This is a genomic window from Variovorax sp. RA8 (genome assembly GCF_901827175.1).
Lineage (GTDB): Bacteria > Pseudomonadota > Gammaproteobacteria > Burkholderiales > Burkholderiaceae_C > Variovorax.
In genome coordinates, this window is record NZ_LR594662.1 from 2,053,674 (window position 1) to 2,069,113 (window position 15,440).

Genomic DNA, 15,440 nt, shown 5'->3' on the forward strand with positions numbered 1-15,440 from the left:
TGGCACCGCAGCCCGCAGGGCGGAGGTTTTTCAATGAGCATTCCGCCCTTTACCGTCGTGAGCGGCGCTGCGCCCTTCCTGCCGCGCGCCAACATCGACACCGATGTGATCATCCGCATCGAGCGCCTGACCTCGCTGCCCAGGGAGCAACTCGGCCCCTACGCGATGGAGGCACTGCGCTACCGCGCCGACGGCAGTGACGACCCGGACTTCATCCTCAACCGGCCTGTCTTCAGAGGCGCCCCGATCCTGCTTGCCGGCGACAACTTCGGCTGCGGCTCCTCGCGCGAGGGCGCAGTGTGGGCGCTGCAGGGCATCGGCGTGCGCTGCGTCATCGCGCCCAGCTTCGGCGACATCTTCTACAGCAACTGCTTCCAGAACGGCGTGTTGCCGATCCGCCTGCCGGCGCCCGAGGTCGAGGCACTGGCCGCGGCCTGCGCCGACGGAGCCCCACTCACGGTCGACCTCGAACGGCGCACCTTGACGGCGCCGTCGGGCGCGCAGACCCCGTTCACCATCGACCCGCTGCGCCGCGAAGCGCTGCTCCATGGCCTGGACGACGTCGGCCTGACGCTGCGCGACGATGCCCTCATCCGCGCCTGGCAGCAGGCCGACCGTGCACAGCGGCCCTGGGCCTGGCCGCCGGCCGCCGTGGCCTATTGAAGGAGACGACATCGATGTCCATCGACACCGTCATGGAACAAGACGAAGTGCGCTGCGTGCTGATGCGCGGCGGCACCAGCAAGGCGCTGTTCTTCCACGAGGCCGACCTGCCGCCGCCCGGCGCGGTGCGCGACCGCCTGCTCAAGCGCGCCATGGGCACGCCCGACGTGCTGCAGATCGACGGGCTGGGCGGCTCCCGCTTGGTGACTTCGAAGGTGGCGATCATCAAGCGCTCCGAGCGCGGCGATGCCGACGTCGACTACACCTTCGCGCAGATCGACGTGGAGCGCGACACCGTGGGCTATGACGCCAACTGCGGGAACATCTCGTCGGCGGTGGCGCCCTTCGCGATCGACGAGGGCCTGGTCGAAGCGACCGAGCCGGTGACCACGGTGCGCATCCACAACACCAACACCGGCACGATGCTGGTGTCGAAGGTACCGGTGAAGAACGGCAGGGCGAGCGTGCTCGGCGACTGCGCCATCGCCGGCGTGCCGGGCACCGGCGCCGAGATCCTCATGGACTACAGCGGCACCATCGGTGCCAAGACCGGCAAGCTGCTGCCGACGGGCCAGGTCACCGACACCATCACGCTCGAGGACGGCCGGCGCATTGAGGTGTCGGTGGTCGATGCGGCGACGCCGTGCGTCTTCATCGCCGCCGGCTCGCTCGGCCTCACGGGCAGCGAGCTGCCGCCCGTGATCTCTGCCGATCGCGCGCTGATCGAGACCATCGGCGAGGTCCAGTGCAAGGCGGGCGAGCGCATCGGCCTCTACGCGCACTGGAAGGATGTGCACCTCCCGGGCCTGCCGCTCGCCGTGATCGTCGCGCCGCCGGCCGGCTATGTCGACGTGAACAAGGCGACCGTGAAGGCGGGCGACTGCGACTTGCGTGCGCGCCTCGTGTTCCTCGGCAAGTGCCACGACAGCATGGCCGGCACCGGCTCGATGTGCACCGCCGCGGCGTCGCGCGTGCCTGGCACGCTGGTGAACCGGGCCGTCGGAGCGCACACCACGACCGACACGCTGCGCATCGGCCATCCGCTCGGCGTGATGGCGGTGAAGGTGGCCGCGCAGCCCGATGCCCAACCGGCGCGGACCGGCTTCTCGGCCCTCGGGCTCATGCGCACGGCACGCCGGCTGATGGCCGGCACCGTGTACGTGCCGGTCGCCTGACGCGCCTCGACAAATTACAAGCACGGAGACATTTCATGAAACTAGCTTTCGCGGCCGCACTCGCGCTCGCCTGCATCTCGGCGCACGGGCAAGGGCAAGGGCAGGGCGCCCTCCCCAACAAGCCATTGCGCATCGTCGTCGGCTACCCGGCAGGACAGACGGTCGACATCGTGGCGCGCAACTTCGCCGCCGCGCTCGGCAAGGAGATCGGCCAGCCGGTCATCGTGGACAACCGCCCCGGCGCCAACGGCAGCCTGGGCGCGCAGGAGGTCAAGCGAAGCGCACCGGACGGCAGCACGCTGCTGCTCGGCACGCTCGGGCAGATGGCCATCAACCCGACGCTGTACAAGAAGCTGCCCTACGACACGCTGAAGGATTTCGCGCCGGTCTCGCAGGTCAGCACGGGTGCGTTGCTGCTGGTCGCCACGCCCGCCTTCGCGCCGAACAACCTGCAGGAACTCATCGGGTATGCCAAGGCGCGCCCGGGCAAGGTCGACTTTGCCTCGGGGGGCAACGGCATCACGGCCCACCTGGCGATGGTGGTGCTGGAGAAGCAGGCCGGCCTGCAGCTCAACCACATCCCCTACAAGGGCTCGCCCGCTGCCGTCACCGATGTCATCGGCGGCCAGGTCCCCATCATGTTCGACGCCCTGGCGGCCACCTTGCCGCAGGTCAGGTCGGGCAAGCTGAAGCCGCTGGCGATCTCCGGTCTCAAGCGCAACGCCCAGTTGCCGAACGTGCCCACCGTCGACGAACAGGGGATGAAAGGCTTCGACATTACTGCGTGGGTCGGCTTTCTCGCGCCTGCCGGCACGCGTGCCGAAACGGTCGATGCACTCAACGCCGCGATTCGACGCGCTGCGGCCAGCCCCGAGATCCAGGAGTCCATTCGCGCCACCGGCGGCGAGCTGGAGATCACGAGCCCAGCCGAGTTCGGGCGCTTCCTGCATGCCGAGGTGAAGAAGTGGGGCAAGGCAGTGGTCGACAGCGGCGTTCAGGTCGATTGAGGCCTCTCGCGGCAAGGACGGTCGCGGCGCACAGGCTGCCGGCGCCTTGCCCATCACAAAACCAAGGAGACATGAAGATGATGAAGTGCTTGTTTCAACCGGCGTGGAGCCTCGTCCGGCGGGCCGGCCGGCGGCTGCGCCCATGCATGGCCGCGCTGGCCGCAGTGGCAGCAGTGGCGGCGGGTCTTCCGCTCGGCGCCGCCGCGGCCGGCTGGAAGCCGGAGCACCCGGTGACGATGGTGGTGCCCTACGCCGCCGGCGGCGGCACCGATGCGCAAGCACGGGTCGTGGCCAAGGAGCTGTCACAGCTCTGGGGCCAGCCCGTGGTGGTCGAGAACCTCGGCGGCGCCGACGGGCTGATCGGCACCCGGCGCGTGATCGACGCCAAGCCCAACGGCCTCACGTTGCTGGTGCAACTGCCCTCGATCACGCTGATCCGGCACCTGCCGGCCTTCAAGGGCACCGATCCCGTGTCGCAACTGGTGCCGGTGTCGGCGTTCTCGACGCTGCCCGGCGTGGTGGCCGCCAATGCCGCGCTGCCGGTCGCAACCATGGCCGAGATGGTGCGGCACTGCAAGACGGCCGCGTCCCCTTGCTCGCTCGGCACCACCGAGAACATGGCGCGCCTGCAGGCGCGCATGCTGGGCGCCGAAAGCGCGCTGCCCAACCTCATCGTCGTCAACTACAAGGGCGGCGGCCAGTTGATCACCGACCTGGTGGCCAACAACGTCTCGTTCGCCATCGCCGGCAGCACGGCGGTGCTGCCGCATGTGCGTTCTGGCGCGCTCAAGGTCGTCATGACGATGGGCGACAAGCGCTCGTCGGTCTTGCCGGACGCGCCGACGGCCATCGAACAGGGCTTTGCCAGCTTCGACGCCACCACCTGGTACGGCATCTTCGTGCCGAAGGGAACACCCGCGGAGGTCCAGCAGGGCATCGCAGGCGCGTTGCGCGAGGTGGCGAAGAGCGAGGCGGTGCGCAAGGCCTTCGCGACCATCGGCGCCGAGCCGCTGGGCAACACGCCGGCAGAGTTCGCGGCGATGGTTCAGCGCGAGCGGGATCGCGCCGACGCCTTGGCCAAGCGCTTCCCGCTCGAATGACCACCCCCGCCGCCGGCCGCGACGCCGCCGCCTGGCTGAATCACTGAACCCACCAAGGAGTAGACATGAGCAGACTCGACATTGCCGGCGACGCGCGGCGCACCATCGACGTGATCAGGAACGGCGGCATCGCCATCGTGCCCAACGACACGGGCTACGCCTGTTGCGGCTCCTCCATGGACCCGCTGAAGAAGATCTACGACACCAAACGCCGCGGCAGCCACAAGCGCAATGCGATGGCAGGCGACCTCGAGACGCAGCGCGAGCTGCAAACGCTCCCGCCTCCCGCGCAGCAGATGGTGGAGGCGCTCGTCGTCGACCACGACCTGCCCCTGGGCGTGGTCGGCAGCTTCCGGCCCGACCACCCGCTGATGCGCAAGCTGGACGACGACGCCGTCAGGGCGAGCACGGCCGCCGGCACGATCGGCATGCTGCTCAACGCCGGCGCCTTCCATGCCGAGCTGTGCCGCCTGAGCCGCGAGGAGGTGGTGCCGCTGTTCGGCTCATCGGCCAACCTCTCGGGGACCGGCACCCGGTTCAGCGTCGAGGACATACCCGATGAACTCAAGCAGATCGCCGACATCACCATCGACTACGGACTGCGCCGCTATCACATCTATCGCCGCGCCGGCACGCTGATCAACTTCGAGACCATGGAGGTGATCCGCATCGGCGCCTGCTACGAATTGATCTCCGGCGTTCTCAAGCGCTGGTTCGATGTCGAGCTGCCCGCGGATCCGGGCGTCGAGGCGCTGCCCTCCGGGCACCTCAACGAGTTCGCATTGAAGAACGTCGCGTAGGTGCCGGCCATGCATGCAGCCCTTTTCGATCCGCGGCGCCGCTCGGCGCTCGCCGGCGGCGCAGCCGCCCTCGCGTTGGCGATGCTGGGCGGGCGCGCGCAAGCGCAAGCCTGGCCGAGCAAGCCGGTGCGCCTGCTGCTCGGCTACACCCCGGGCGGCTCCGCCGACATCACGGCGCGCGAGCTCGCCGTGCCGCTGGGAAAGCTGCTGGGGCAGCCCCTGGTGGTCGACTACAAGCCCGGCGCGAGCGGCACCATCGCCGCAGCGGAGGTTGCCCGGTCTGCCCCCGACGGCTACACCCTCGGCCTGCTCGACAACGCGCCCCTGACCATCGTGCCGGCGCTGCGCAACCCCGGTTACGACCCGGTGTCCGCCTTCACGCCGATCGCGATGGCGACCCAGTTGCCGCAGGTGCTCGTCGTGCCGGCGGCCACCGGCATCCGCAGCACGCGCGAGTTGATCGAGGCGATGCGCAAGGAGCCCGGCAAGCTGAGCTATGCCTCGGGCGGCACCGGCAGCGTCGGCCACCTCGCCGGCGAGCTGCTCAAGCTGCGCACCGGGACCTTTGCCGTGCATGTGCCGTACCGCGGCGGCGCGCCCGCGATCACCGCGCTGGCCGCGGGCGACGTGCAGTTCGCCTTTTTGACCTACACGGCCACCTCGTCCTTCATTGCGAGCGGCAGGCTGCGGGCCATCGGTGTCAGCTCGCTGCAGCGGCTGCCCGCCATGCCGGATGTGCCGACCATTGTCGAGGGCGGCGTGCCGAACTTCGACGCGCCGGGCTGGTTCGCGCTCATGGGCCCCGCAGGCATGCCGCCGGAGGTCACCGCGACGCTCCGGAAGGCCGTGGCCGAGGTGCTGGCAACCCCGGCGGTGGTCACGCGGATGGAGGCGCTCGGGCAGAGCGTGGTCACCGGCAAGGCCGAGGCGGCCCGGACCATCGCCAACGAACTTGCGATGTGGAAGCAGCTCGTCGCCCAGAGAAAGATCGTCATCGACGGATGACGGCCATCCTTCCTGCTCTCCGCTTTCAAACCTTCACGAACGGAAACCCATGCTCCAAGGCCTGATGCAGGATCAGCCCCTGCTGATCTCCAACCTGATTGCCTTCGCCGAACTTCACCACGGCGACGCCGAGATCGTCTCGCGCCGTGTGGAGGGCGACATCCACCGCAGCACCTGGACCGAGGTCGCGCGGCGGGCTCGCCAGGTGGCCAATGCGCTGGACGCGCAGGGGTTGGCGGTGTCCGATCGCGTTGCGACCATTGCCTGGAATGGCTATCGCCACCTGGAGCTGTACTACGGCGTCTCGGGCGCCGGCCGGGTGCTGCACACCATCAATCCGCGGCTGCATCCCGACCAGATCGCCTGGATCGTCAACCACGCCGAAGACCAGGTCCTGGCCTTCGACATGAGCTTTCTCCCGCTGGTGCAGGCCGTGCATGCCCGCTGCCCCACGGTCAGGCAATGGATCGCGCTGTGCGATGCCGACAAGTTGCCCGCAGACAGCGGCATCCCCAACCTGGTGAGCTACGAGGCATGGATCGGCGGACAGCCGGATCGCTATGACTGGCCCAGCTTCGACGAGCACAGTGCGTCCAGCATGTGCTACACGAGCGGCACCACGGGCAACCCGAAAGCGGTGCTCTACACGCATCGCTCGACGCTGCTGCACGCGTACGCCTCGGCGCTGCCGGACGTGATGGGCCTTTCGGCGGGCGATGCCGTGCTGCCGGTCGTGCCGATGTTCCACGTCAACGCCTGGGGCATTCCGTATTCGGCGGCGCTGACGGGTTGCAAGCTGGTGTTCCCCGGCCCGGCACTGGACGGCAAGTCCATCTACGAGCTCATGGAAGGCGAGGGCGTGACCTTCGCGGCCGGCGTTCCCACCGTGTGGCAGATGCTGCTTGGCCACCTGCAGGCCAACGACCTGAAGTTCTCCATGCTCCAACGCACGGTGATCGGCGGCGCGGCCTGCCCGCCGGCCATGCTGCGCAGCTTCCAGGCCTACGGCGTCGACGTGCTGCACGGCTGGGGGATGACCGAGATGAGCCCGCTCGGCACGCTGTGCGCGCTCAAGAAGAAGCACCTGTCGATGGACGCCGAGGCGCAGCTGGCGGTGCTCGAGAAGCAGGGGCGGGCCGTGTTCGGTGTCGACATGAAGATCGTCGACGGCCAGGGCGTCGAACTGCCGTGGGACGGCAAGGCCACGGGGGATCTGCTGGTGAAGGGGCCGTGGATCGTCAAGAAGTACTTCAACAACGAGGACGGCGATCCGCTGGTCGATGGCTGGTTCCCCACGGGCGACGTGGCGACCATCGATGCCGATGGCTACCTGCAGATCACCGACCGCAGCAAGGACGTGATCAAGTCCGGCGGGGAGTGGATCAGCTCGATCGACATCGAGAACATCGCCGTCGCGCACCCGGCGGTGGCGATGGCGGCCTGCATCGGCGTTCGCCACCCGAAATGGGACGAGCGCCCGATCGTGGTGGTCGCCAGGAAGCCCGGTGCCGAGGTCACGCGCGAGGAACTGCTCGCGTTCTACGAAGGCAAGACCGCCAGGTGGCAGATCCCGGACGATGTGGTGTTCGTCGAGTCGATCCCGCTGGGGGCGACCGGCAAGGTCCTCAAGACGCGCCTTCGGGAGCAGCTCAGGGACTACAAGCTGTCGACTGGCGCGGCGGCCTGAGAACTGGACGGGTCTGCGGTCCGCCAGTAGTCGGGAATGAACATGGCCGTCGGCCGCACGTTCAGCGATGGCGCTTCGCTCCGGCAAAGGGATAACGGACCCTCATCGCAGAAGTTCGACCGGCAGGTTTGGGGGGCCCTAAGCAGACATTCCGCGAACCCCCGGGGCAGCCACAGACGCCAGGGTACGCCGTGGTCGGACAAAGCATCGCCGTGCGGCTCTTTTCTTTAGTCCGCGATAGCGCCAGACGATCCTGCCCTAGCGCGAAGCTCGAACTTCTGGATCTTCCCTGTTGAGGTTTTTGGCAACTCGCCAAACACTACATCGCGCGGCACTTTAAATCCGGCGAGATGCTCCTTGCAATGCGCGATGATGTCGGCCTTCGACACTTCAACGCCTGCTTTCAGTTCGACGAAAGCACAAGGCGTCTCACCCCACTTCTCGTCCGGCCTGGCAACAACAGCTGCGGCGAGTACCGCAGGATGCCGATACAACACATCTTCAACCTCTATCGAAGAAATGTTCTCGCCCCCCGAGATGATGATGTCCTTGCTGCGGTCCTTGATCTTGATGTAGCCGTCGGGGTATTGCACGGCCAGGTCGCCGGTGTGGAACCAGCCGCCTGCGAACGCATTCTCGGTCGCCGTCGGGTTCTTCAGGTATCCCTTCATCATGATGTTGCCGCGGAACATGATCTCGCCCATGGTTACGCCATCCCAGGGAACGGGCTTCATGGTTTCGCCATCCATCACCATCGCACCTTGTTGCAGGTGATAGCGCACGCCCTGCCGCGCATTCAGCCTGGCACGCTCGCCGATATCAAGTTCATTCCATTCGTCATGCTTCGGGCAGACCGTGGCCGGACCATACACCTCGGTGAGTCCATAGACGTGCGTCAAGTCGAATCCCATTCGCTCCATGCCTTCGATCATCGATGCCGGCGGCGCGGCGCCCGCGACCATCGCCTTCACGCCGCGCGGCAGCTTCGCTTTCGTCGCGTCGTTCGCGTTGACCAGCAAGCTATGCACGATGGGCGCGCCACAAAAGTGCGTCACACTATGGTTCGTGATCGCATCGACAATCGCTTGCGCCTCGACTTTTCGAAGGCAGACGTTCACACCTGCGCGCGCCGCAATCGTCCAGGGGAAACACCAGCCGTTGCAATGGAACATCGGCAGAGTCCACAGGTAGACCGCGTGCTTGGGCAGATCCCATTCAAGGACGTTCGAGATGGCGTTCGTTGCAGCCCCCCGGTGGCTGTACACGACCCCTTTTGGGTCGCCGGTGGTGCCACTCGTATAGTTCAGAGAGATGGCATCCCATTCGTCCTGCGGGGCGGTCCAACCGAAGTTCGGATCACCCTCCGCAAGCAGGTTCTCATAAGTCAAATCGCCCACACGCTCGGTTGATCCGGTGAACAACGGGTCTTCGGCATTGACGATGAGCAATGGTCCGCGACCTTTTCGCAGTGAGATAGCGCTCCTCATGATTGCCGCGAACTCGGGGTCCACAATGACCGCTTTCGCTTCCCCGTGATCGAGCATGAAGGCGATGGCTGCAGCATCCAAGCGGGTGTTCAGGGTATTGAGCACAGCCCCCGCCATGGGGACGAAAAAGTGCGCTTCTACCATCGCTGGCGTGTTCGGCAGCATGACCGCTACGGTGTCATTGCGCCCAACGCCTCTCAACTGCAGCGCACTGGCGAGGCACCGGCAACGCTCATACGTTTTTGCCCATGTGCGGCGGAGCGAACCGTGGACTATGGCAGGTTTCTGCGGGTACACCTCGGCAGCACGTTCAAGAAAGGAGATCGGCGACAAGGGCGTGTGGTTGGCTGCCGTCCGAGGCAGATCCCGGTCAAAGATTGAACTCATGGTCTAGTTTATTCGCTATGACTGGCAACAACGGGACGGTCGTCATGAACAGCCGCAAGGACTTCTCCGCTGCACTCCCCGAAGCCAACGCGCACCGCGCCAGGCATTTGCACCAGCCCTTCAGCACAACGCGGTCACCATCCGCCAGGAAGCGCCGCCCCTCACTCGTGCCTGGCAATGGCACCGTACGCGTACCGCCCGCGCTCAGTTCAACCATCGCGCCGGCCTCACCCTCTGTCGGGCCAGAGATCGTTCCGGTGTCCATGAGGTCACCGCTCTGCACGTTGCAGCCTACGACCGTGTGCTGTGTGAGCATTTGTCCGACGGTCCAATATTGATGGCGGAAGTTTGTGGCCGTGGTGCGGTCGCCGAGTAGACCACGAGCACGATGTTTGGCGCTCTGCAACAGCACCTCAAGCCGAATGTCCAAGCTGCCATTAGCTCGCTCGTTGATATCGTCCAGGTAAGGCAGTGGCTGGGGATCACCTCGCATGAGCGCCGCTTAGAGCTCGCCCGCTGCTGCATCTCCCACTGGCGCACTGGAATGCCAAACCGCCAGCTAGCAAACCTATGCCGACACCAACGGCCAAACCTATTCCGACGTTCAGGCCCTTCTTCATGCCGACGGTTTAGCCAAGGCCTTGGGGCGTTCTGCTGCGGCTCGCCGACCAACGGCTTCTGGCCGACCGGCGCCTTGTCAGCTTATCGCGCTCGGTCCACCCCTTCGACCGAACAACTCTCCGCCCAGTTCGCGCCGGGGCTAAAAATTTGCCGCCTGGGTGGTGTGGTATCCGGTGAGCCTGCCGCCCTGCGTCGCCTCAGCGCCGCGTGCCTTCCTTGTTGAAAAGAGCAGCGTCGCGGCCGTCATTCCGAACAGCGCGAGCAGGGTCCATGCGCCGAATACATAGACCAGGCCAATCGGTACAAGCGCAGCAAGGATGAGAAAAAGTGCCCTGAACATGGGCTCAGTTTGCCTCCCTGCGGCCATTTTGTGTCGTGAAGAAGTGGACGCACGGCAAAGAACTTGGCCGAACGCGATGGAGGCGAGGCGCCAAGGTCCGTTGTTGGCAAAAGACCGGGTCTACCGGCAAGCCATTACCAGCGCGGGGAGCGGCTGCATGGCGGCGCTGGATGCGCAGCGCTTTCTGGAGCGGGAGGGCTCGTGCGCCGAGGCGCCGGAATCCTCCTCAGCCGGGCAGGTCAAGGAGACAGCCGATGTCCAGTGACCTCGTGCAAAACGCCAGCGACGACGGCTTCGAGCGTTGACATCGCTTGGGCTCGAGCCGGCCAGTGGATCTTCGGCAGCGGAAGAGTCAGAGATTCAGGCAGAGGTTCAGGCAGGGTTTACCGCGTTCACCTGGAGTGAACGACTTGACAGCCGGGCGCCCTCTGCAAGGCGCAGGCCGCCGATTAGGATCTTCGGCTTCACACCCAGCGAGATCATCAATGAAGCGCCTGTTAACGATCGCGATTGCGGCCCTTGCCGCGCTCCCCGCTTTCGCCGAGTATCCCGACAAGTCGATCACGATCGTCGTGCCGTTCGCCGCCGGTGGGCCGACCGACAAAGTGGCGCGCGACTTTGCCGAGGCGCTGCGCAAGCCGCTGGGCAATGTCGCGGTCGTCGTCGACAACGCCGGGGGTGCCGGCGGCACGATCGGTGCTGCCAAGGCGGCGCGCGCGCCCAACGATGGCTACACGCTGCTGCTGCACCACGTCAGCATGGCCACCTCGCCCGCGCTGTACCGCAAGCTGCCCTACAAGACCCTCGACGACTTCGAGTACCTCGGTCTGATCAACGAGGTTCCGATGACGATCATCAGCAAGAAGACGCTGCCCGCCAACAATTTCGCCGAGTTGCGCAAATGGCTGGAAGACAACCGCGGCAAGATCAACATCGCCAACGCCGGCGTCGGCTCCGCCTCGCACCTGTGCGGGTTGATGTTGCAGAACGCGCTGAAGATCGAGATGCAAACCATCTCCTACAGAGGCACCGCGCCGGCGATGACCGAACTCATCAGCGGCCAGGTCGATGTCATGTGTGACCAGACCACCAACACCACCGCGCAGATCGAAGGCAAGATGGTCAAGGCCTATGCGGTGACGACGCAGCAACGCCTGAAGACGCCGGTTCTGGCCGCGCTGCCGACGCTCGACGAGAGCGGCCTGAAGGGCTTCAACGTCAGCATCTGGCATGGCCTCTTCGCCCCCAAGGGCACGCCCAAGGCGATCACCGACAAGATCAATGCGGCGCTCAAGGTGGCGTTGAAGGATCCAGCCTTCGTGAAGAGCCAGGAGGGGCTCGGCGCGGTCATCATCAACGACGCTCGCATGAATGGGCCGGAGCACAAGAAGTTTGTCGAAGCCGAACTGGAGAAGTGGGGCTCGGTCATCAAGACCGCCGGCCAGTACGCGGATTGAGCATGAGAGCCGTCATGATGAATCGGTCGCGCCTGCGTGTGATCGCACTGGTCGCGATGGCGACGATCGCAGGCACCGCCGCAGCGGCCGCCTCACAGTCCTTCTCGGTCGAGCTTGCGGGCGGCCGGGTCAAGGGCGACGAGACGCTGAAGGTGCAGCAGGGCGACCAGGTCCAGGTGCGCCTGAGCAGCGACAAGCCGATGGTGCTGCATCTGCATGGGTATGACATCGACACCAAGGTCGCGCCGCCCGCGCAGGCGCTGATGACGTTCAAGGCCAATCTGGCCGGGCGCTTCCCCGTTCACGAGCATCGCGAGGGCGCGGGCAATCACCGCGCCGTGCTGTTCATCGAAGTCCGCCCGTAGGTGCGCTCTGAGCAGATCCGGATCTGAGCGCATGCTGCGAGCGCTGGCCAGGGCCTTCCCGGTTCTTGCCATGGCGTGCATGGCCGCCGGTGCGCATGCACATGGCTTCGGCCAGCGCTTCGACCTGCCACTGCCCTTGTGGCTTTGGCTCACCGGGGCCGGCGCGACCATCGTGCTGACCTTCGTGGCCCTGGCGCTGTTCGCGCGGCAGCGCGACTTCGGCACGGCATTCCTTCGCAGCATGGATCTGCTGCGGTTCTCGCCGCTGCGCCGCGTGGCGCATCCGCTCGCGATCGTGTTGCGCACCATTTCCTGCGTGCTGTTCGTGCTCACGCTGGCGGCCGGCTTCTTCGGCAATCCCGACGCGTATGCGAACCTGATCGTCACGATGGTCTGGGTGCTGTGGTGGGTCGGCATGGCCTTCTTCTGCGCGCTCGTCGGCGACCTGTGGGAAGTGGTCAACCCGCTGCCCGCGATGTATCGCGCAGCCGTTCGCCTGATCGGCTGCCGGGAGTCGCTGGGGTGGGCCTACCCGGCGCGGCTGGGGGCGTGGCCGGCGGTCGCACTGTTCTTCGTCTTCGCGTGGGTCGAGCTGGTCTGGCAGGACAAGGACGTGCCACGCGCCATCGCCACCGCCTTGCTGGCCTACTCGGCGTTGAGCTGGGGCGGCATGCTGCTCTTCGGCGTGGAGACCTGGCGCAGCCAGGCCGATGCGTTCGCGATGGTGTTCCGGGTACTGGGCCGCTTCGCACCGTTCGAGCTGCGCAGCTCGACACCGGCCGAGCGGGCGCGTCTGCGCCTGCGGCCCTACGCCGCCGGCTTGCTGGCGAGCGAGCGGGTGTCGAATTCGATGGCAGCGTTCGTGCTGCTGATGCTCGCGACCGTCACCTTCGACGGCTTTCACGAGACGCCGCTGATGGATCGCATCGGGACCGCCGCGCAGACTTCGCGTCCCGTGGCAGAGACGCTGTTCGCGCTCTCCTCCGCGACAGGCCTGGACGAGACGCAATGGCTGAACACCGTCGTACTGCTGCTGTTCCCGTTCGTCTTCGTGCTGATCTTTCGCGGCGTTGGCGCGTGGATGTTGCGCCTGGCGGGCCACGCACGCAGCGAAGGCAGTGCCGATGCGGACCTGAACGCCATGGTCTGGAGCCTCGTGCCGATCGCCGTGGCCTACCACCTCGCGCACTACGTATCGCTGCTGCTGACCACCGGGCAGTTCATCATCCCGCTCGCGTCGGACCCGTTCGGCTGGGGCTGGAACCTCTTCGGCACGCGCGGCCGTGCCGTCGATCTCGGCATCGTCAGCCCGGCCGTGTATTGGTACGCCGCTGTTGCGCTGATCGTCGTCGGCCATGTGCTGGCGGTCATCGTCGCCCACATCGAAGCGGCGCGGCGCTTCGTGAGCCACCGTGCAGCGCTCTTGAGCCAGTTGCCGATGCTCGCGCTGATGGTGGCCTATACGAGCCTGAGCCTGTGGATCATGGCCCAGCCCATCGTAGGCTGATGGCGGTCAGGGGGCGGGACGCTGCTTCGTCTGGGCCCAGGACTGGAAGTCGTTCTTGTCGCTCGACCAGTGCAGGTGGACGATGCGGAAGCTCTCGCCCACGCGCCGCACGATCGCCGTCTCCAGCATCACCTGATCGATCGCCTTGCCATCGGGCCGCTTGCCGCTGATGCGGTAGGTGCTCAGCACCCAGCGCTCGTTGCCGCTGCCGCCGACGCGCCGGGCCTGCAGTGTCCAGTCGGCGATGGCGGCCATGTCCATGTCGCCCGGCAGATGGCTCAGCGCATAGGCCTCGACCGTCGGGTCCGTGGTGCCGAACTCGAACACGACCAGTGCACGGTCCAGGTGGGACAGCGCACCGGCTGTGTCCTTGCGCTTGAGCGCCGCGTGGAAGCCGTCGACCGCATCGGCCGGCAACTTCCCGACCTGGCCCCACGCGGCGCCGGCAATCGCCAGGCTCGCGGCGACGAGCAGCGGGCGGACCCGCTCAGACCGCACGCTGCAGCCCATCCTCGTCGCGGCGGGAGGTGGCTGACGGCGCATTCGGGTCGAGCTGCTCGGCGACGAACAGGTCGCCCGCGATCATCCCGTCGAGCCAGCCATCCTTGCCGCGCACGGTGATCTCGTTCGCGGTGTTGCCGTGCACCCAGAAGACGCTCCCGAAGCGCGCGCCCTTCAGCACGGTGAGTCGCCAGCCGCGCAGTTCGTTGCGCGCCGGCGGAACCATCCTCGGGCCGATCGGTTCGACGCGCAGCGTGTAGATATGGCCCGCCTTGCCGGCCGCGCCGAGACCGATCACCTTGCCGGTGAAGCGCCGCAGCACCGGGTCGACGAGCGGGTCGTGGCCGGCGAGCCGCATGCCATCGCGCGACAGGGGGTCGGCCGAAGCATGAAGCGCGAGCAGCAAGGCCCCGGCCATCGCCGAGGCCCGGGCACCGGCCGAGAACCATTTCAACAACATCGTCGTCATCCTTCTTGAGAAGCCCGGCAGTATCACCAGCGTTGCAGCCGTGTGCAAGGGATGGCGGCGGCACCTCGAGCGCCGCTCGTGCGCGAAGCAGGCATGGCTCGCGTGCCGCAACGCAAGCATCCGTGCGGGTTTGCGCTGGGCGCGGCGCATCGACGTCAGGGCTTGTGTGCTCACCTGCGATGAACGCATTGACCGTTGATCGTCTTCCGCGCCGCGGGGGGGCGCGACTAACCTACGCCGCTTCCGAATGTGCTGGCGAACCCCGACAAAACCGACATGCAACTTTCCCAGGGACATCGCGCTCGCTGGCCGTGGTGGCTCATGATGGTGCTCGCCGGCGTGCTGGCGGTGATGTGGTGGCAGCACGAGGACGCCGTCATGCCGGTGGCTGCGGCCGCGCCGCCTCCGGTCGCGCAGATCGCGGACCGCGCGCCCGCACCCGCGCCCCCATCCGACGTCTGCAGCGTATCCACCTCCGCACCGATCGAGGCCGCGACGCCCGTGTCCGCGCCGGCGCTCAAGCTCGAAGGGACGGTCATGGCCGGCACCCGCAGCTTCGCGATGGTGCGCCGCACGACGGACTCGCAGCTTCTGCAGCTTCGCGTGGGCGACCGAGTGGAAGGCTTCGTCGTCATCGCGATCGAATCCGACCGTGTCGCGCTGGCCGGCGCGGGGCGCTCCATCGTGATCGAAGCCCAGGCCCAGGCAGCAGCTGCTGCGCCCGCGGTTGTCGCGCCGCTGGCGCAGGCGGTTGCCGCCGTGCCGGCGCCTCACCTCATTCCCATCGAGCAACTCCCCGCAGCGTACCGGGGACCCGCGCCCGAGGAGGAAGTCCTGGGGCATTGACGCGAGATGCCCGCCGCACCCTG

16 protein-coding genes are annotated in these 15,440 nt (G+C 66.7%); 11 read left to right on the forward strand and 5 right to left on the reverse strand.

Translation table 11 applies throughout. The features are described from left to right. Nucleotides 1–33 precede the first annotated feature (33 nt). The 7 genes from leuD (at nt 34) to E5P3_RS09815 (ending at nt 7,437) form a co-directional block, all read left to right on the forward strand. The gene (leuD, locus tag E5P3_RS09785; RefSeq protein WP_174263057.1) at nt 34–663 is read left to right on the forward strand and encodes a 3-isopropylmalate dehydratase small subunit; all 630 of its coding nucleotides are present in this window, start codon (nt 34–36) and stop codon (nt 661–663) included. 14 nt (nt 664–677) lie between these two features. Then, a complete protein-coding gene (locus E5P3_RS09790) occupies nt 678–1,838 on the forward strand; it encodes a 2-methylaconitate cis-trans isomerase PrpF family protein (RefSeq protein ID WP_174263058.1) in 1,161 nt (386 codons plus the stop codon). 35 nt (nt 1,839–1,873) lie between these two features. Continuing rightward, nucleotides 1,874–2,845: a tripartite tricarboxylate transporter substrate binding protein gene (locus E5P3_RS09795; RefSeq protein ID WP_162585792.1), complete on the forward strand. Its 972-nt coding sequence runs from the start codon at nt 1,874–1,876 to the stop codon at nt 2,843–2,845. A gap of 71 nt (nt 2,846–2,916) precedes the next feature. Continuing rightward, nucleotides 2,917–3,945: a tripartite tricarboxylate transporter substrate binding protein gene (locus E5P3_RS09800; protein ID WP_232073067.1), complete on the forward strand. Its 1,029-nt coding sequence runs from the start codon at nt 2,917–2,919 to the stop codon at nt 3,943–3,945. A gap of 65 nt (nt 3,946–4,010) precedes the next feature. Continuing rightward, nucleotides 4,011–4,745: a Sua5/YciO/YrdC/YwlC family protein gene (locus tag E5P3_RS09805; protein ID WP_162585793.1), complete on the forward strand. Its 735-nt coding sequence runs from the start codon at nt 4,011–4,013 to the stop codon at nt 4,743–4,745. 9 nt (nt 4,746–4,754) lie between these two features. Next, on the forward strand, nt 4,755–5,750 hold the full coding sequence (locus tag E5P3_RS09810) for a Bug family tripartite tricarboxylate transporter substrate binding protein (RefSeq protein ID WP_162585794.1): 996 nt from the start codon (nt 4,755–4,757) through the stop codon (nt 5,748–5,750). A gap of 49 nt (nt 5,751–5,799) precedes the next feature. Further along, the gene (locus tag E5P3_RS09815; RefSeq protein ID WP_162585795.1) at nt 5,800–7,437 is read left to right on the forward strand and encodes a 3-(methylthio)propionyl-CoA ligase; all 1,638 of its coding nucleotides are present in this window, start codon (nt 5,800–5,802) and stop codon (nt 7,435–7,437) included. A gap of 227 nt (nt 7,438–7,664) precedes the next feature. Here E5P3_RS09815 and E5P3_RS09820 read toward each other — a convergent pair whose 3' ends face one another. The 3 genes from E5P3_RS09820 to E5P3_RS09830 form a co-directional block, all read right to left on the reverse strand. Continuing rightward, nucleotides 7,665–9,311 (reverse strand): acyl-CoA synthetase, encoded by a 1,647-nt coding sequence (locus tag E5P3_RS09820; RefSeq protein ID WP_162585796.1) that lies wholly within the window; start codon nt 9,309–9,311, stop codon nt 7,665–7,667. After that, entirely contained in the window at nt 9,295–9,804 is a 510-nt protein-coding gene (locus tag E5P3_RS09825) for a fumarylacetoacetate hydrolase family protein (RefSeq protein ID WP_162585797.1), read from the reverse strand. The genes E5P3_RS09820 and E5P3_RS09825 overlap by 17 nt, the downstream gene beginning before the upstream one ends. 267 nt (nt 9,805–10,071) lie before the next feature. Then, a complete protein-coding gene (locus tag E5P3_RS09830; RefSeq protein WP_162585798.1) occupies nt 10,072–10,272 on the reverse strand; it encodes a hypothetical protein in 201 nt (66 codons plus the stop codon). A gap of 485 nt (nt 10,273–10,757) precedes the next feature. Here E5P3_RS09830 and E5P3_RS09835 point away from each other — a divergent pair, with 485 nt between their 5' ends. From E5P3_RS09835 to E5P3_RS09845, 3 genes are read left to right on the forward strand one after another with little or no spacing between them, the layout of a single operon-like run. Then, nucleotides 10,758–11,729 carry a tripartite tricarboxylate transporter substrate-binding protein gene (locus E5P3_RS09835; protein ID WP_162585799.1) on the forward strand — a complete coding sequence of 324 codons (972 nt, stop codon included), beginning with the start codon at nt 10,758–10,760 and terminating at the stop codon, nt 11,727–11,729. Nucleotides 11,730–11,743: 14 nt separating this feature from the next. Further along, nucleotides 11,744–12,094, forward strand: coding sequence for a hypothetical protein (locus tag E5P3_RS09840; RefSeq protein ID WP_162585800.1), 351 nt, complete (start codon nt 11,744–11,746; stop codon nt 12,092–12,094). Between the two features lie 31 nt (nt 12,095–12,125). After that, nucleotides 12,126–13,601 carry a hypothetical protein gene (locus tag E5P3_RS09845; protein ID WP_162585801.1) on the forward strand — a complete coding sequence of 492 codons (1,476 nt, stop codon included), beginning with the start codon at nt 12,126–12,128 and terminating at the stop codon, nt 13,599–13,601. 6 nt (nt 13,602–13,607) lie between these two features. Here the strand turns inward: E5P3_RS09845 and E5P3_RS09850 are convergent, their stop codons facing one another. Together E5P3_RS09850 and E5P3_RS09855 are read right to left on the reverse strand one after the other, a co-directional pair. Further along, nucleotides 13,608–14,099, reverse strand: a complete 492-nt coding sequence (locus E5P3_RS09850; RefSeq protein WP_162585802.1) for a YybH family protein — start codon at nt 14,097–14,099, stop codon at nt 13,608–13,610. Then, the gene (locus E5P3_RS09855; RefSeq protein WP_162585803.1) at nt 14,089–14,571 is read right to left on the reverse strand and encodes a hypothetical protein; all 483 of its coding nucleotides are present in this window, start codon (nt 14,569–14,571) and stop codon (nt 14,089–14,091) included. The genes E5P3_RS09850 and E5P3_RS09855 overlap by 11 nt, the downstream gene beginning before the upstream one ends. A 276-nt stretch (nt 14,572–14,847) precedes the next feature. On the opposite strand from E5P3_RS09855, the gene E5P3_RS09860 reads away from it, so the two are divergent. After that, complete coding sequence (locus tag E5P3_RS09860) at nt 14,848–15,417, forward strand: hypothetical protein (RefSeq protein ID WP_162585804.1); 570 nt, start codon at nt 14,848–14,850, stop codon at nt 15,415–15,417. The last annotated feature ends 23 nt before the right edge of the window (nt 15,418–15,440 follow it).